Source organism: Brucella tritici, from assembly GCF_902825325.1.
Classification (GTDB): Bacteria; Pseudomonadota; Alphaproteobacteria; order Rhizobiales; family Rhizobiaceae; genus Brucella.
In genome coordinates, this window is record NZ_CADEAR010000001.1 from 292470 (window position 1) to 309915 (window position 17446).

Consider the following 17446-nt stretch of genomic DNA (forward strand, 5'->3'; position numbering starts at 1 on the left):
ACTCATCCTTTCACTGCGCCGGCAGCGATACCGCGAACAAAGTAACGGCCTGAAAGAAAGTAAACGAGCAGCGGCACAGCACCTGTGAGAATGGTGGCAGCCATATTGACGTTATATTCCTTCACGCCCTGCATGGAGTTGACGATATTGTTTAGCTGAACAGTCATCGGAAAATTCTGCGTTCCCGCGAACACCACGCCGAACAAGAAGTCGTTCCAGATACCGGTCACCTGCAGAATGATCGCGACGACAAAGATTGGCAGCGACATAGGCAACATGATCTGAAAGAAAATGCGCCAGAACCCGGCTCCATCCACGCGCGCTGCCTTGAAGAGTTCAGGCGGTAGACCGGCGAAATAGTTGCGAAACAACAGCGTCAGGATCGGCATCCCGAAAATGGTATGAATGAAGACAACACCGGTCAGTGTGCCGAATATGCCAAGCTCGCGCGTAATTATGACGAGCGGATAAAGCATGACCTGATATGGAATGAATGCACCGAACAACAGGACCGAAAAGAAGATTTCCGATCCTTTGAATTTCCAGTTTGCCAACGCATAACCATTGACCGAAGCAATGGCGATAGAAACGATCACACTTGGCACGGTGATCTTGATCGAATTCCAGAAACCCGCTCTGATGCCTTCACAATAAAGGCCGGTGCATGCTTGGCTCCACGCCTTGACCCATGGTTCAAATGTGATCTCGACTGGTGGTGAAAAGATATTACCGAGCCGGATTTCAGGCATGCCTTTCAGGGATGTGACGACCATCACGTAGAGCGGCAGCAGATAATAGACGGCAGCAACGAACAAAATACTGTAGAGCATAATGGTGGCAGGCGCAAAGCTCCGGTTTGGCTTACGACCCCAAGGTTGCGATGCCGGCCTCTGCGCTGGGTGGATCCGGGTTGCTACAGCCTCATTTTCTGTTGGCACCTTCCTATTCAGGACAGCTTCCGTCATCGGGCTTTCCTCCTGCTGTATTCAAGCATCGTCCACGGAACGAGAATGATCAGAACAGTGGTTAGCATGATCGTGGAAGCAGCAAGTCCTTGCCCCAAATTGGCCCAACCAAACATGAAGTCGTAGACATATTTTGCCGGGACTTCCGATGCGATGCCGGGACCACCATTGGTCATGGCAACCACCAGATCGTAGAGTTTTACGATGCCTGTCGCGATCAGAACGACAGTTGTTACCAGGACAGGGCGCATCATTGGCAGGATGATGAAGAGATAGGTTTTCCACTTCGGAATGCCGTCAACCCGCGCAGCCTTCCAGATTTCATCGTCGACATTGCGCAGTCCAGCCAGCATCAAAACCATGACCAAACCTGTCATCTGCCAGAGTCCGGCAATGACAATCGCATAGATGACGTAAGTTCGGCTCGACAGGATCGCCATCTGGAAATTGTCGAAGCCTATATCGCGAATAACTTTCTCGAGCCCAAGTTGCGGATTGAATATCCACTGCCAGACAAGACCCGTCACAATGAACGACAGAGCATAGGGATAGAGAAAGATCGTACGAAACGTGTTCTCGAAACGGATTTTCTGATCCATCAGGGCAGCAAGGATAAACCCCGTCACAAGCGAAAAGCCCATGCAGAAGACGCCATAGATCGCCAGATTGCGGATCGACACATGCCAGCGGGTTGCCGAAAACAAACGCGTATACTGATCAAAGCCAACAAAGTTCAACATAGGCAGGGATTTGGAAGACGTGAAGGAATACACAACCGTCCAGAGCGTACAGCCAACAAAGACCACGAGAACCGTCGCGATCATCGGAAGTGCTGCAATCTTTGCATTCAGATTGCGAAACATGCTCGGTGGTTTTCGACGATTGTCCTCTTCCATCAAGGCCATGATATTCCTCCCTATCCCGATTCTCGGAGTAGCCCTGCACCGTCGTCTCGTAGATGGCGCCGGACTCGAACGAGACTATTGTGCCTGTTCGATAATCTCCGCAAAGCGTTCCTGAATGTCATCGACCGTCATGTCAGGATTGGAGAAAAACTCAGCCGCCAGACTTTCAATCTGCCCTTGCGTATCGGGTGCGCGCAATTGCTCCACAGACGGAACGATGTTGTCGGGGTTCTTCAGAATATCTATACCAGCACGCATACAGCTTGAGGCTGAATCGAGATCGACATCACCACGGATCGGCAGCGAGCCCTTGGCAAGATTAAAGGCAACCTGCGTTTCCTTGGAAACGAGCATACTTGCCAGCTTGAGCTGCGCCTTGGTGACTTCCGGATCCTTGTTCTTCGGGAAGTAGATCGCATCACCGCCGGTATCCAGATATTGATGAACGCCGAGCCCCGGCAAGCAGTCATAATCCTTGCCTGCAATCTTGCCCGCAGTACCAAACTCGCCCTGCGCCCAGTCTCCCATGATCTGGGTACCTGCGCGGCCGGTTAGCACCATATTGGTTGCCTCGTTCCACGAACGGCCGACATAACCCGGATCGGCCAGTGAGCGCGCCTGCGCCAGTGCTTCGAAAACTTTCTTCATTTCAGGACCGCGCGCCGCATCGGCATCCTTGTCTTTGTTGACCTTCAGATAAAGGTCCTTACCGCCAATTGCTGTTGTCAGAACAGTCAACATGCCATTCACCTGCCAACCATCCCCCGTCGCCAGTGGCACGATGTTCTTTTCCTTCAGCTTCGGAGCTGCAGCGACGAGATCGTTCCAGTTCTTGGGAGGTTCAGCACCGGCATCACGAAAGGCTTGCGGATTGATCCACATCCATTCCCAAGAATGAATATTTAGTGGCACACAGTAGAGACGCCCTTCAAAAGTGCAGGATTCCAAGAGGCTCTTCGGGCGAATAAAATCGGCCCAGCCCTCCTTTTCGGCGAGCTCTGTAAGGTCGGTCATCAAGCCGCCCTGAACCAGCTCTTCAGCCTGCCGTCCGTGATTGAGTTGGGTTGCGCCCATTGGATTACCACCGAGAATACGGCTGATAATGATCGGTCGTGCGGTAGAGCCGCTACCGGCAATCGCTCCATCGACCCACTTATCGCCGCCGAGCGCATCATATTTTTCAGCGAGAACTTTGACAGCCGCAGCTTCACCGCCAGATGTCCACCAATGCGTAACTTCAAGATTGGCCGACGAAGCTGAATCTGCCATTGTCAACGCTGTCATAACCAGACAAACGGATGCGGTGAGAAGCTTTGCTCTTTCAGTCAACATTCCATATCCTCCCAAATCTGAAACGTTACAGATATGGTATTGAAAACAATCCCTCTTGCAAGCTCTTAATTTCTAAGGAGCGGAATTCCGCTCTCATAAAGATGCCAACTAGCTGATTTAATGCTCTTTTCTGTAAGACAATTTTTCGTCTAGTAAGCATCATTCTGTATTTTATCTCGCATTTTATCCAGCATGGAACCGGCAAAGTTCAAGAATCTGTAACGTTACAGATTATGTAAACACAAACAAAAAAGGCGCCCGTGAGGACGCCCTTTTTGTATTTCGAAACCGGCCTCAATCAGGCGGCCTTGTTCAAAAGGCCATGCGGATCGAGAACGAACTTCTTCGCTGCGCCATGATCGAAACTCTCATAGCCTTGCGGGGCATCCTCAAGCGAAATGATCTGAGCGTTAACAATCTCAGCGATGTTCAGGCGTCCGTGAAGGATGGCCTGCATCAATTGACGATTATACTTCAGAACAGGTGTCTGACCCGTATGGAATGACTGTGCCTTGGCCCAACCGAGACCAAAGCGCAGCGACAGACTGCCTTGTTTCGCAGCATTATCGACTGCTCCAGGGTCTTCAGTGACGTAGAGTCCAGGAATCCCGATTGCCCCGGCAGGACGCGTTATCTCCATCATCTGGTTCAGCACGATTGCCGGTTGTTCGCCGCCGCTATGACCGCGCGCTTCGAATCCAACAGCATCGATAGCGCTATCGACCTCGTTGCTGCCTGTGACCTCTGCAATCATGTCACCGAGGCGATCACTTGCCGAAAGATCGATGGGCTCAAAGCCAACTTTCCTAGCGTGATCAAGGCGTTCTTTGTTGAAATCGCCGATCATGACAACCGCAGCACCTAGAATACGTGCGGACGCGGCGGCAGCAAGACCGACCGGTCCCGCTCCCGCAACATACACAACCGAACCAACCCCAACACCGGCCTTTACCGCGCCATGGAAACCCGTCGGCAAGATATCGGATAGCATGGTCAGATCGCAGATTTTTTCCATCGCCTGTTCGCGATCTGGAAACTTGAGCAGATTGAAATCGGCATAGGGCACCATGACATAGCGTGCCTGCCCGCCGATCCACCCGCCCATATCAACATATCCATAGGCACCACCCGCGCGTGACGGATTGACCGTCAGACAGACGCCCGTGTCCTGAGATTTGCAGCAGCGGCAGCGCCCGCAAGCAACGTTGAACGGCACCGAAACAATGTCGCCCACGTCGAGCATCTCGACATCACTGCCCTTCTCTATGATTTCACCTGTGATTTCATGCCCAAGTACAAGGCCGGGCATCGCGGTCGTGCGCCCCCGAACCATATGCTGATCGGAGCCGCAAATATTGGTCGAGATTACTTTCAGTATGACGGCATGTTCCAACTTCCTCCCGTCTGGAGCCGCCAACGCTGGATCTTCAATATCGCGTACTTCGACGGTCCCGGGCCGCAAATAAACGACGCCACGGTTCTTGCTCATGTCTACCTCCTCCAGGTCGAACAACACTGACAGATTTCAAACAATGCAATGATCGATAATTTTCGGGCGCGAATTAAGAACGCCCGCCTCGAGAAGGTTACAGACTGAACGCACGCTGTTCAGTCTCAATCGCGACACGTCTCATTCAAATTGATCTTGGGAAATCGAAGGGCTGTGCCATCACTGCACTGAAAGGTTGGCGCGCTCCACACCCTCATCGAAAATGAAGGCTGGACCAACAACACGAACACTACGATCTGTTATCGGCGCAAAAGCAGTTGCCGAAACGCTGGCGCCGTCATTGCGTGCCGGACGGGTATCCGGCAAAGGAACAACGACGTTCTTGAATGCGCGACCGCCTTTATTTTTGGCCCGCAGCTCGCTGACCTTACCGACATAACCGGCCCAGTCACACTTCTTGAAGTCCCCACTTCCCTGATAGTTATAGGCCGTTGGCAATTCAACATAAGGCCTGCCGTTCGAAACGGATACCATATCAGCGGTCTCGCCGTTCGGATCGTTCAGAACATAGAGATCAATATTCTGGCCCTGGCAAATGAACCGGCATTGCGCCATTGTTTCCGTCACACTGTCGGATTTCTGAAACTGGGAATGCGGAGCAGGAAACAGATAACCATCCGACAAACGCACACAATAAGTCAGAGCGCCTTTGATGCCGTTCGGTACCCATGGTTTGCTGTTCGTTGTAACTGTCGAAGTCTTTGGCCGGTCAAGTTTCACCTTTGCGGTTTGACTGGCGGCCGGTTGTTCGATGCATGATCGAGAAGAAAGCGAACTGGACGAAAGCTGCCGCTGAATTTCAGCGATACGTTGAGACAAATCGCGGCAAGGATTGAAGAAACCGCCGCGTTCATCGCCTCCTTTGCAGCCACGGCTGCGTTCCAGCGCGCGCAAGGCTGAAAGCTGTCGCTGTGTCATCAAATCCGCAGCACCGGCTGCTCGCGTGCAAGACGCGGCAGCCAATTGCGGATAACAAAATAGTCCAATCAAAAGAAGCAAGGCGAAAGATTTTGCCACCACAACACCTTTGATACCCATAACTTTTGATAATCACCGCACCGACAAGAGGGGGAGAGGCGTTTCTACTTCCGAATTCCCACGTTTGGAATTCAGTACTTCGTCTGGATTCATTTCAGATACCAGCGCGGCCAATGCCAATCGCAAATAAAGAGGCGCGTCAGCGCGATTTATCGCTTTCAACGCAACTCGCGAGATGCCGAGAGAGTAGGCCAGCTCCTGCTCGGAAGTGTTTAGGGATGCACAGATCCTCGCGAGTTTTTCATATGCATGTCTACCCATTACCGTTGTTCCCTCCTCTGAAATCTGGCGGTTGGTTCCGACCGCCATTACCTTCACCATTTTATGTTAAGCCCCAAATTGCCTTCCCATATCCGGTTGCGTTCGCCGCCGAGATTGGTCGTATAATCTGCTGTCGCAAACAAACTGGCTTTCTCCGTTACGTCCAAAGTCAGACCACCTCCCAGCTCCAGCGAAGTACCCTTCAGGTCGGTTACAACCGGATCAGTGGCAAAACGCACGGTCTGGTTCGAAGAGAAATTTTGCCAGAGGTTGGCTTTCAAATATGGCCGCAGTTTTCCGATCGATGTTTCCTGTTTGCCTTGTAATCTGAACCCGATCCGCCCTGTCCACGCATCGTCTGCATCAAACGAGATCGAAGAATAGCGATCAGCCTGATCGTCGAGCGAGAGATGTTGCCAGATCAACTGCGCCTGGGGCTCGAATGTCCAGCTTTCACTCAGGGCGATAGGATACCCCCCTTCAAGCGAGGCCGTAACCCCATGCCCGTCAAGGTCGATGCTCTGCCCTTCGTTCGAGCTCGCATCCCCGCCAAACCAGGTTCCCATAAGTATGGCGTCGAGATACCAGCCTTGCGGACCAATATGGGTCCAATAACCACCAAAGCTCGTTCCCGTCACTTCGAGGTCACCGACAGCAAGATCGTTCCAGCCAAGTGCCTGCCCGGTAATATCTCCGGTTGCACGCGAATACCCGAAAAACAGGCCGAAACGGTCAAAATGTCCGCCATTCGTTTCGCGACCCAGAATATCCTGTCCAGCCTGAATACCAAAGAGCTTTCCATCAAGCGCCGGGGCGACAGTACCTTTCCATTTCGTGTCGATGTCCTGCCCGAAAACTCTGGCCCAGCTGGCAGGTAGATATCCTGCAGTCTCAAGCAGGTCTTGTTCCCCGCGGCGTTCGTGGAAGGTCCCGAGGGTGGAAAGCGCAAGATGATGTGCCACCGGCGGCAAAGCCGAATAGACGGGCACTTCCATTCGATAGAGCGACACCACGTCGCCATCAACCCGTGTCGCTCCTGGAGAAGGCGGAACTGCTCCATCGAATGGAAGTGCGACCTTCTGTTGCTGGCCCGTGGTATTGTCTGGAGGATTGGGGGCCTCGGCCGGCTCTGGCGGCGGAGGTGCCTCCGGCGCCGGTGCATCTTCCGTTACCGGGGTTGATGTATCGTCTGGGTTTCCTTCGTTCGGGTCGACAGGCAAGGTCGCTGGCGGTTGCTCAAGCGCGGGTGGCGGCGCAGTTGTTTCAGGCTCTTCCGGCGTGACAGCGGTTCCGTCCGTCGCAGCAGGTGGCTCACTCCCGCGTACCAAGGTGGATCTCAGATACCAGTTATCAGTGGTATTTGCTGTTACACCACCCTTGAAAAGAAAATATTCGTAAGCGCCAGCGGCAGCGCGGCCATTCAACGAAAACGCATTCCGGCTAGTTGAGGCACCGTTCAACGCCTGCACAACCATGATACCGTCGGCATTCGTGGCAGCACCTGTCCCACCCGCATTCGTAACCGCAATACTGGTACTGCCGGATGCAACGCCTGTATCGATCACCAGTTTATCAGAAGGTGAATTATCGGAACCGAGAACGGTATCGACAAACAGTAGACCGTTCTGCCCAATATAGTTACCCTTGATCGTAAATGTGTCGACAGTGCTCGTTCCACCGTTGGTGAGATCAATTCGCCCTGCATTGAAAACACTTGCCAGCTGACCCGAAGTGAATGGATTCACGCTACCTTTTGCTGCGCCGCCGTAAACCGTGCTCGTCGCATCAATGTTAAGCCAACCCGTTCCTGTTCCGGCGTCGCCCAACGTAAGAGCGTTATCGAAAACAAGACGCGTATCATCGGTAAGATTGATAGTTTCCCAGCTATCGAAACGGGCAACTTTTCCCGTCTTTACGTTATTGAACGTGAGAACATCGGCCCCACTACCACCGGTAAGCTGCGTGGTCGCACCTATATTGGCATCCGTAAGATTGGCGAGAATAGCCGTATCGTTATCCGGACCGAGGTCGATCTTCCCATAGATTATGCCACCGCCATTCCATGAGAATTGATCATTGCCAATGCCGAGCAAGACATCACCAGCAACCGTGCCACCCGTCATTGTTACACTATCGGTTCCGCTGCTGATGCTTATATTGCCGCCAATCATGCCTCCCGAAACGATAATTGTATCGTTTCCAAGCCCTGCGATCAAATTGCGGTCAATCGTTCCACCGGACATGTTGAAATAGTTATTGTCGAGCTTGAGATTTACACGCCCAATCCGGCCATCCGTCATGACAGCGTAATCGCCGTCGTCAAAAGCATCGACGATACGCCCACCCGACATGAAAAAGCGGTCGTAACCGTTACCCTGATTAAGCGACCCAATCTCGCCACCAGTTATTTGGAACTCATCGATATCATTTCCCTGACGAACGTTGCCTGTAACGCTTCCGCCCGTAATGAGAAAGCTATTGAGACCATCGCCCTGATTGACATTTCCTACGATCGAACCGGAATGAACTTCGACGCGATCTATACCGGAGCCGAACACAACATCGCCATTCAGGGTTCCTGTTCCTCCGGTTGGCAAAAGCAACGTATTATTACCATTGATATCTGTAAGACCGCCGGTTGATGCGCCGCTGTCGCAGATGAATGTGTCATCGCCGAGTGTCGGCGAGAACGAACATGCTGCGTTGGCAGGGGCGTCGTGTAGCAAAACCGTCCCCAAGGTTATCAGCGCTGTACTGGACATGAAACGGATGGCGCGCGAGCCAATATCGAGACAATGCATTGAAACCCCTCAGCTCTTTGCAATGCGGTACTTGCAACAATAGAAGGGCATTTCCTTTCATTAAGCAACGCAAAATATCACGCGAAAAGTGAAACTACTTCCAGGAAACAGAGATAATCTATCAGAACAAAGAACCGCATCGATTGATCCAATATGCGACACATTCTTGTCGAGTAAACAGCCGCTAAGTATACTTAAAACCGTAAACTATTAATTTTATTAGAAAATTCGTCACAACCCCCCTGAATAAGGGAATAAAAACGTATTGAAAGACAACACTCTTAGATTGAAAAGAATAAATCTTTCAATCTAAAGTTGCCATCCATTGAAAGGCTTACAAATTGAGATAACCATTAACTTTATCTGGAACTAGCAAACTCAACCCGGGTCCTGATTGCACATATGATCCGGCATAGAGAAACGAATTGATTGAATCCGAAAATCGATAAAGAATCGCTGCTTGATAAGCGCGACATCCTTGCAGACAACAGAACTCCAGCTGCCTTCAGCTAAGCAACGGAAACTGAAGGTGTTCTCTCCTTTCAGAAATCGTCCCTGTGACGGATCGATTGTACATAAGCATAGGCAGTACCCAAAAGCACTGGCACGATTACCAAAGCAGTCCAGAATAGAATATTGCTCATCTCTGCCCTCCCTCCCATGGTGCGTAGCGATGTGCATTCTGCAGCTTCTATTCTAACACGCAAAAGACCTTTTTGTTCCGGATTCTTAATATCTTTCTCCAGATCTTCCTCCGGAAAGGCTGGCAACTCCGGTAGAAGGAAATGACGTGCTGGCGTCCTGAGGTAGCAGATACGTTCTGTGAGGCCTGTATCCCACAAATCGTACTTTTCTCTAAAATTATCCTAATAGTTGTAGATATCCCCTATTCACCTTGACAGTTTGTCGCGGTGAGGCTTCACATGAGCCTGATTCTTTTCGCCTTTTCTAATAGAATTGGAAATGGCACAGGTCGATGTGAGGGGATGCAAATGCGTATTGGTTTCAACCGGTTTTTATGGGCTTTTGCGGTCGCAGCCTGCCTGTCGGCCGCTCCACACACGACGCAAGCTGCCGAAACCCGGCGGATAGAGATTACCAAGGATAGCGATTATTTCGGCTTCGACTTGCGTACGGAGAAGAATGTTTCGCTCGACCAGTGCAAAAGCATTTGCCTGGGTGACAACGCCTGCCTCGCCTTCACCTATAATCCGAAGGTGAAATGGTGCTTCTTGAAATCAGATTTCAACAAGCTCAATCAATCCGTTGGCTCTATTGCGGGCAAGGTCGTAACGCGATCCGCAGCTGCGCGCGAAGTTGAAGATCTTGGCGCCGCACCTGCCATCTCGTTCTTTGCCACCAATCTGGTTGATGAAGCCCGTCGTCTCAAGCGCGAAATCGGCGGCCTTGAAAGCTCCGACAGCCTGCGCGATCTGCGCAATGAAGCAGGCGCTGCTGGGATGAATGGCGATCCGCGCACGGCAATGGAAAAATTCCGCCTGGCTGCCAGCATGTCGCCGGACGAAAGCGAAATCTGGGCCGGATATGCACTGTCAGCGCTTGCGACCGAGCCGTCCAATGGTCAGGAACGTTCCAAGTTCCAGCGCGATGCGACGTCGGCCTCGTGGTTTGCCTACCAGACCTCACGCACCAAGGATGAGCGCGCGCAAGCGCTTGCCGTCATGGCGCAGGCACTCGAAAAGCGCGATGCATCGCGCCCGGCCTTGCAGGCCTATGAAGCGAGCCTTGATCTCGTCAATTCCGCATCCGTTCGTGACGCCTATGAAGATCTGAAGGCCCGCAAAGGCTTCCGCATCGTCAATAATACGGTCGATAATGATAATGCGGCGCCGCGCATCTGTGTGCAGTTCTCGGAAGAACTGGTGAAAAGCGGTGTCGATTATTCGAGCTTCGTTACACTCGATAACGGCGCGCCAAAAGCCGTTGACGCCAAGGACCGCCAGATTTGCGTCGAGGGTCTGGAACATGGCCGCAATTATACAGTGACGTTCCGTCAGGGTCTGCCATCGGCTGTTGGCGAAGTGCTGCCAGCTCCGGTCAATCTTTCGATCTATGTGCAGGACCGCGCGCCATCGGTGCGCTTTACCGGCGACAGCTTCGTGCTGCCTGCGAAAGCCCGTCGCGGCATTCCGCTGGTCAGTGTCAATTTGAGTACAGCCAAGGTCAAGCTCTACCGCGTCGGCGACCGTTCGCTGGCACAGCTTCTCTCCGGCTATCAGTTCCTGCGCCAGTTGGACAGCTACGACATCAGCACGGTTTCCGATCAGATGGGTGCGCCTGTCTGGGAAGGTGAGATCGAGGTTGCAGGCAATGAGCTGAACAAGGAAGCAACGACCAGTTTCCCGGTTGATGAAGCACTGCCGGAACGCAAGCCCGGCGTCTATGTGCTAACCGCTGAACCGCTGGTTCAGAAGTCCGATGATGAATATGGCACCAAGGCAACACAGTGGTTTGTCGTTTCCGACATCGGCCTTTCGACCTATACCGGACAGGACGGCATCAATGTGTTTGCCCGTTCGCTGGAAAGCGCAGAGCCGCTTAAAGGCGTGAAGCTGACGCTGCTTGCACGCAACAATGAAGTGCTGGGCGAAGCGACCACCGACAGCGATGGCCGGGCGACGTTTACGCCGGGACTGACACGCGGTACAGACGGCATGGTGCCAGCGGTGCTGATGGCAAGTCAGCATGATGAGGATTTCACATTCCTCGATATGGCGCGCGCCGGTTTCGATCTTTCCGATCGTGGTGTGACGGGCCGTGCCGTGCCGAAAGCGCTTGATCTTTATGCATGGACAGAGCGCGGTATCTACCGCGCGGGCGAAGTTGTGCATGTAGGCGCGCTTGCGCGTGACGACACCGCAACCGCAATCGATGATCTGCCGCTCACCTTCATCTTCACACGTCCCGATGGCGTGGAAGATCGCCGTCTTGTTTCCGACAGCAAACTGGCCGGTGGTCATGCCATCGACCTGACCTTGCCGTCGAACGCCATGCGCGGCACCTGGAATGTTTCGGTCTATACCGATCCCAAGCAGCCAGCGATTGCCACGCAGATGTTCCTGGTTGAAGATTTCGTGCCGGACCGGATCGAGTTCGATCTGACGTCTGACAAGCCGGAAATCGCTGTTGGCGAAACCGCCAATATCACCGTGGACGGTCGTTTCCTCTATGGTGCGCCTGCCGCCGGCCTTGCGCTTGAAGGCGAAGTCACGCTTTCGACCAAACGTCAGTGGGGCCGCTTCAAGGGCTATTATTTCGGCCTCGCCGATGAAGAACAGGGCGAAGCCACGCGCCTGCCGCTCGATGGCCTGTCAAAAGTCGATGACAACGGCAAGGCGACCTTCCCGGTTACAGTCGATGAAATGCCGTCAACGACGCGTCTCGTAAATGCAGCCGTGACCGTTCGTATGCGCGAAACCGGTGGTCGTGCGGTTGAGCGTAAGATCGATGTGGCCATTCAGCCGGAAACCGATCTCATCGGCATTCGCCCGGATTTCGCTGGCGATGAAGTCCCGCAGGGTGGAACCGCAAAGTTCAGCCTGATCGCCTCTGACAGCAAGGGTGATCGCAAGGCGCTTGATGGCGCACAATGGTCGCTGGTCAAGATCGAGCGTAATTATCAGTGGTATCGCAGCGGCAACAGCTGGAACTACGAACCAGTGACTTTCACCAAGGCGATTGCCAACGGCAAGATTGACCTTACAACCGATAGCGAGGCTGAAATCAGTCTGCCGGTCGATTGGGGCCGTTACCGTCTGGAAATCGAAACAGCTGATGCTTCGGGCCCGGCCACAAGCTATGAATTCGATGCAGGCTGGTTTGTCAGCTCAACCTCGACCGAAACGCCGGACGGGCTCGAAATCGCGCTCGACAAGGAACATTATGCGGCGGGTGACACGGCAGAACTGAAAATCTCCCCGCGTTTTGCCGGTGAGTTGCTCATCACCATTGGTGCGGAAAAGCTGCTCAAGACAATCACCGCGAGCGTGCCGGAAGGTGGCACGACCATCGATATTCCGGTGGGTGAGGATTGGGGTGCGGGCGCCTATGTTACGGCAACGCTGTTCCGTCCGGGTGAGGCTATTGAAAGCCGTATGCCTGCGCGCGCGATTGGCCTTAAATGGCTGAAGGTCGATCCTGCCGACAAGCAGCTTGCAGTCAAGCTGACCCCGCCTGAAAAGATCACGCCACGCTCCACACTGTCCATCCCTGTTTCGGTTGAAAATGCGGGTGGCGAACAGGCCTATGTCATGGTCGCGGCAGTCGATGTCGGCATTCTTAATCTCACACGCTATCAGCCGCCGAACCCTGAAAACTGGTTCTTCGGCCAGCGTCAGCTGGGCCTTGAAATGCGCGATATGTATGGTCGCCTGATCGATGGTTCGCTCGGCGTCACCGGCAAGCTGCGCACAGGTGGCGATGGTGGCAATATGGCAGCGGAAGGCAGCCCGCCCACCGAAAAGCTGGTTGCGCTGTTCTCCGGCCCTGTTGAACTCGACAGCGACGGCAAGGCAACGATCACTTTCGACATACCGCAGTTCAACGGCACCGCGCGCGTCATGGCGGTGGCATGGACCAAGAAGGCTGTTGGCCATGCGGTGACCGATGTTATCATCCGCGATCCTGTGGTCATCACCGCTGGTCTGCCACGCTTCATGGCCCCTGGCGATCAGGCCAATATCCGCTTCGATATTGCCAATACGGATGCACCGGACGGCGATTATCGTGTGAGCCTTGAGACCACCGATAATCTCGGCGTCGAGGTTGGCTCCTACCCTGAAAGCATTGCGCTTAAAGGTGGCATACGGCAGTCGATCACCGTTCCACTCAATGCTGTGGCCACGGGTGCGGGTGGTGTGACGATCCGGCTTTCCAACGATGCAGGCCTCAATGTTGAACAGGCTTTGGCATTGCCGGTGCGTCCGGTCGATCTGCCGGTCACGAGCCGCCATGTCGTCAATCTCACGGCCAATGGCGGAAGTGTGCGAGTCGATGGCGGACTTCTGTCTGAAAGCCTGCTTGATGGTGCTTTTGTCAGCGTTGGTGTAACGCGAAGTGCCGCATTTGATGTGCCAGCATTGTTGATGGCGCTCGACCGCTATCCTTATGGCTGCACAGAGCAGACCACCAGCCGCGCACTACCGCTGCTTTATTTGAGCGAAATGGCTGCAGGTACGGAAGCGGCAGCGGGTCTGGAAAGTCAGGAAGAACTTAAGAAGCGCGTACAGGATTCCATCTTCCGCGTGCTCAACAACCAGTCTTCAAGCGGTTCGTTTGGCCTCTGGTCGCCGGGATCGGGTGATCTCTGGATGGACGCCTATGTGACCGACTTCCTGACGCGTGCCCGCGAAAAGGGCTTTGACGTGCCGCAGCAGGCGATGCTGTCTGCACTTTCTAATCTGCAAAATGCGCTCGGCTATACCACCGACGTCAAGGAACGTGGCAACGACATTGCCTATGCGCTCTATGTTCTGGCACGCAACAAGAAGGCTTCAGTTGGCGATCTGCGTTACTTTGCCGATACCCAGCTTGAAAACTTTGCAAGCCCGATGGCCGTTGCCCAGCTTGGTGCAGCATTAGCGCTTTATGGTGATCAGCCGCGTTCGGAACGCGTGTTCAATGCGTCGCTCCAGCTCGCAACCAGCCAGTCCAGCTATGACTATAATCGCTCCGATTATGGTTCGCCGCTGCGTGATGGCGCGGCAATGCTGGCTCTTGCTTCGGAGACCAAGCCTGCGCCGAAAGTGCTGCCATCGCTGATTACGCTGGTCGAGTTCCAGCGCGAAAAGGCACGTTATCTCAGCACGCAGGATCAGGCATGGATGCTGCTTGCAGCACGCGGGCTTCAGGATGACAATGGCGCAATCAGCCTCGACATCAATGGCACAGCGCATGAGGGCGCGTTCTCCGAGCGTCTCAATGGTGCAGCCCTTGAAACGCAGCCGCTGGTCGTCACCAACAAGGGGCAGGGTTCGGTTGATGCGGTCGTCACGGCTGTTGCAGCACCCGCTCAGTCGCTGCCTGCGGGTGGAGAAGGTTTCAACATCGAGCGCACTTATTATACGCTTGATGGGGGAGCTGCCAATGTCACCGGGGTCAATCAGAATGAGCGCTATGTTGTTGTTCTGAAAATCGACGATCTGCAGGAATGGCAGTCGCGTCTGCTTGTGACCGATCTGCTGCCAGCTGGTTTCGAGATCGACAATCCGGGCCTTGTTTCCAGTGCCGATCTTGGCAATTTCCCATGGCTTGAAAGCACACAGGCAGCGCATCTCGAATTCCGCAATGATCGTTTTGTGGCCGCTTTCGACCGCTCTGCAGGCGAGAAGAAGCCGATTACGCTGGCTTATGTGGTGCGTGCGGTGACGCCGGGTCTTTACACCCATCCGGCAGCAACGGTTGAGGATATGTATCGTCCGCAATTTGCAGCGCGCACGGCGACAAGCATGATGGAGGTGGCTGCACCGTAAGCCATGATCCCGAAAAGTGGGAACCGGTTTTCGGACAAGATCATGGCCAAACAAATGAAAAGGCGTTGGAAAATAGCGATTGGCGGTGCCGCGTTCTGTGGCATCGCCGCACTCGGAACCGTGGTCGGGCTTAACTGGCTCGACCGCGCCTATCCTCCGCCTTTGCCGGAACGGCTGACCATTTCCACCGAAGTTATGGATCGCGACGGCGCTTTGCTGCGCGCCTATGCAACACCGGACGGCTATTGGCGCTTGAATACGCGGATCGAGGATGTCGATCCGAAATTCGTGAAAATGCTGATCGCCTATGAGGACAAGCGTTTTTACGATCATGGCGGCATTGATTTCACAGCGCTTCTTCGGGCCGCTTATCAGCTTGCAGGGAGCGGGCGTATTGTTTCCGGCGGCTCCACACTTTCCATGCAGCTTGCCCGGCTGATCGAGCCGCGCGAAAGCCGCAGCTTCGGCTCCAAGTTCCGGCAGCTGGCGCGTGCAGTTCAAATTGAGCGACGGCTGAGCAAGTCTGAAATTCTCGAACGTTATCTGACACTCGCGCCCTATGGTGGCAATCTGGAAGGCGTACGGTCGGCATCGTTAGCCTATTTTGGCAAGGAGCCGCTGCGCCTCACCATATCGGAAGCAGCACTTCTTGTGGCCCTGCCGCAATTGCCGGAGCGCCGCCGCCCGGATCGCGAGATGGAGAACGCGGTTGCCGCGCGAGATCGCGTTCTAAAACGCATGGTTTCGTCTGATGTTTTTACGAGCGAAGAAGCCGAGCGTGCATCGCGTGAGCGCATATCCGCGACGCGTCATCCCTTGCCTTCATTGGCCGCTCACTTTGCCGATCTCGCTTTGAAACAGGCACCGACCGAGGCCCGGCATCAGCTGACGCTTAAGAAGTCGGTGCAGGCTGGGCTTGAAGTTGTGGCACGCGAAGCTGCTGCGAAGCTTGGGCCAAAAGTATCGGTCGCCATGGTGCTGGCCGACAGTCGCAACGGCAATATCTTAGGCGAAGTCGGCTCCGCTGATTATTTCGACGGCAAGCGGCAGGGCTGGATCGATATGACCCGCGCCGTGCGCTCGCCGGGTTCCACGTTAAAACCTTTCATCTATGGGCTGGCCTTCGAGCAGGGACTGATTGCGCAGGAAACCATCATCGAGGACCGCCCGCAGGATTTTGCAGGCTATCGTCCGCGCAATTTCGATATGAGCTATCAGGGCGATGTCAGCATCCGTCAGGCGCTGCAAATGTCGCTGAATGTGCCGACCATCAGCCTGCTCGATGCAATTGGTCCTGCACGGCTCACCACGCGTATTCGACAGGCGGCGGTTAATCTGCAATTGCCGAAAGGTGAAGCGCCGGGACTGGCTATCGGCCTTGGTGGCGCGGGCATCAGCCTGCGCGATCTGGTGCAACTCTATACTGGCCTTGCCAATGGCGGGCGAGGGGCAGCCCTTCATGACGGCACCGAAGGTTCAGAACCTGTTCAGCCATCGGCTCCTATTCTGAGCGAGCAGGCATCATGGCAGATTGGCGATATTCTGGCTGGTGTCGTGCCGCCGCAAGGCGCGAAACGCCTCGGCCTCGCTTACAAGACCGGCACGTCCTATGGCTATCGTGATGCTTGGTCGGTCGGTTATGACGGGCGTTATGTGCTGGGTGTCTGGGTCGGGCGAGCCGATGGCGGCTCGGTGCCGGGCCTTGCCGGTTATGTTTCGGCAGCGCCCATTCTGTTTGAAGCCTTTGTGCGTTCCGGTGTTACATCCGTGCCGCTGCCGCGTGCGCCTGCTGGCGCATTTCGGACAGCACGCGCCGATCTACCTGTAACGCAGATACGCTTTTCGTCTGCAAGCGATCCTCTGCCGGTTCTCAAAGCCACGATTGTGCCTGCACCGCGCATCGTATTTCCGCCGGATGGCGCGCATGTCGAATTGAAAGCCCTGACCGATAATGCCTCGCCGCTGGTGCTGAAATTACAGGGCGGACGCGCACCGTTTCGCTGGCTTGCCAATGGGAAGCCCATCGCAGAGATTGAGCGGCGACGGACGGCAAACTGGCAACCGGATGGAACCGGCTACTCGACATTGACGGTGGTTGACGCTGCTGGACGCGCCGCCAGCGTCAATGTTTTTATAGAATAGC

At 54.4% G+C, this 17446-nt stretch carries 8 protein-coding genes; 2 read left to right on the forward strand and 6 right to left on the reverse strand.

Translation table 11 applies throughout. The features are described 5' to 3' along the window. Nucleotides 1–2 precede the first annotated feature (2 nt). The 6 genes from HWX93_RS01355 to HWX93_RS01380 all read right to left on the reverse strand — a co-directional run bounded on the left by HWX93_RS01355 (nt 3) and on the right by HWX93_RS01380 (nt 8812). On the reverse strand, nt 3–965 hold the full coding sequence (locus tag HWX93_RS01355) for a carbohydrate ABC transporter permease (RefSeq protein ID WP_176036213.1): 963 nt from the start codon (nt 963–965) through the stop codon (nt 3–5). After that, complete coding sequence (locus HWX93_RS01360) at nt 962–1870, reverse strand: carbohydrate ABC transporter permease (protein ID WP_176036214.1); 909 nt, start codon at nt 1868–1870, stop codon at nt 962–964. Before HWX93_RS01360 ends, HWX93_RS01355 begins: the two co-directional genes overlap by 4 nt. A 75-nt stretch (nt 1871–1945) precedes the next feature. Then, nucleotides 1946–3202 carry an ABC transporter substrate-binding protein gene (locus HWX93_RS01365; RefSeq protein WP_176036215.1) on the reverse strand — a complete coding sequence of 419 codons (1257 nt, stop codon included), beginning with the start codon at nt 3200–3202 and terminating at the stop codon, nt 1946–1948. A gap of 298 nt (nt 3203–3500) precedes the next feature. Further along, entirely contained in the window at nt 3501–4691 is a 1191-nt protein-coding gene (fdhA, locus tag HWX93_RS01370) for a formaldehyde dehydrogenase, glutathione-independent (protein ID WP_176036216.1), read from the reverse strand. Between the two features lie 180 nt (nt 4692–4871). After that, a complete protein-coding gene (locus HWX93_RS01375; RefSeq protein ID WP_235969042.1) occupies nt 4872–5630 on the reverse strand; it encodes a DUF2865 domain-containing protein in 759 nt (252 codons plus the stop codon). A 434-nt stretch (nt 5631–6064) separates the two neighbouring features. Then, the gene (locus HWX93_RS01380; protein WP_176036218.1) at nt 6065–8812 is read right to left on the reverse strand and encodes an autotransporter domain-containing protein; all 2748 of its coding nucleotides are present in this window, start codon (nt 8810–8812) and stop codon (nt 6065–6067) included. 992 nt (nt 8813–9804) lie between these two features. On the opposite strand from HWX93_RS01380, the gene HWX93_RS01385 reads away from it, so the two are divergent. Continuing rightward, complete coding sequence (locus HWX93_RS01385; protein ID WP_176036219.1) at nt 9805–15303, forward strand: alpha-2-macroglobulin family protein; 5499 nt, start codon at nt 9805–9807, stop codon at nt 15301–15303. A 42-nt stretch (nt 15304–15345) separates the two neighbouring features. Continuing rightward, entirely contained in the window at nt 15346–17445 is a 2100-nt protein-coding gene (gene pbpC, locus HWX93_RS01390; protein WP_176036220.1) for a penicillin-binding protein 1C, read from the forward strand. Nucleotide 17446: the final 1 nt, after the last annotated feature.

Bases quoted from the DNA above. Each gene is read 5' to 3' on its own strand.
- HWX93_RS01355 (WP_176036213.1), bottom strand. From the start codon at position 965: ATGACGGAAGCTGTCCTGAATAGGAAGGTGCCAACAGAAAATGAGGCT.
- HWX93_RS01360 (WP_176036214.1), bottom strand. From the start codon at position 1,870: ATGGCCTTGATGGAAGAGGACAATCGTCGAAAACCACCGAGCATGTTT.
- HWX93_RS01365 (WP_176036215.1), bottom strand. From the start codon at position 3,202: ATGTTGACTGAAAGAGCAAAGCTTCTCACCGCATCCGTTTGTCTGGTT.
- fdhA (WP_176036216.1), bottom strand. From the start codon at position 4,691: ATGAGCAAGAACCGTGGCGTCGTTTATTTGCGGCCCGGGACCGTCGAA.
- HWX93_RS01375 (WP_235969042.1), bottom strand. From the start codon at position 5,630: ATGACACAGCGACAGCTTTCAGCCTTGCGCGCGCTGGAACGCAGCCGT.
- HWX93_RS01380 (WP_176036218.1), bottom strand. From the start codon at position 8,812: ATGCATTGTCTCGATATTGGCTCGCGCGCCATCCGTTTCATGTCCAGT.
- HWX93_RS01385 (WP_176036219.1), top strand. From the start codon at position 9,805: ATGCGTATTGGTTTCAACCGGTTTTTATGGGCTTTTGCGGTCGCAGCC.
- pbpC (WP_176036220.1), top strand. From the start codon at position 15,346: ATGGCCAAACAAATGAAAAGGCGTTGGAAAATAGCGATTGGCGGTGCC.